The organism is Streptomyces sp. NRRL S-920, from assembly GCF_000717945.1.
GTDB lineage: Bacteria > Actinomycetota > Actinomycetes > Streptomycetales > Streptomycetaceae > Streptomyces > Streptomyces alboniger.
In genome coordinates, this window is record NZ_JODF01000157.1 from 1 (window position 1) to 590 (window position 590).

A 590-nucleotide genomic window follows, 5' to 3' on the forward strand; every position below is an offset into this window, starting at 1 on the left:
TCCCTGAGGAAGGCGAGGACGGCGGGGTTGGTGGAGGGGAGTTCGGTGTAGGTGCCCAGGCCGAAGGCGGGGTTCTGTTTGCGGATCTCGATCATCCTGCGGGTCCAGTGCAGGAGGGAGGAGGGGGAGGACATGGAGGCTTCGACGTTGGTGACCTGGTAGCCGTAGACGGGGTCCATGATCGTGGGGAGGAAGAGGCGGCCGGGGTCGCAGGAGGAGAAGCCGGCGTTGCGGTCGGGGGTCCATTGCATGGGGGTGCGCACGGCGTCGCGGTCGCCGAGCCAGATGTTGTCGCCCATGCCGATCTCGTCGCCGTAGTAGAGGATCGGGGATCCGGGCAGGGAGAGCAGGAGTGCGGTGAACAGTTCGATCTGGTTGCGGTCGTTGTCCAGGAGGGGGGCGAGGCGGCGGCGGATGCCGATGTTGGCGCGCATGCGGGGGTCTTTGGCGTATTCGGCGTACATGTAGTCGCGTTCTTCGTCGGTGACCATCTCCAGGGTGAGTTCGTCGTGGTTGCGCAGGAAGATGCCCCATTGGCAGTTTTTGGGGATGGCGGGGGTTTTGGCGAGGATTTCGGAGACGGGGTAGCG

At 65.1% G+C, this 590-nt stretch carries 1 pseudogene; it reads right to left on the reverse strand.

The features are described 5' to 3' along the window. A pseudogene (locus IG54_RS0137310) lies at positions 1-590 on the reverse strand (alpha-amylase family glycosyl hydrolase); the annotation flags it as partial.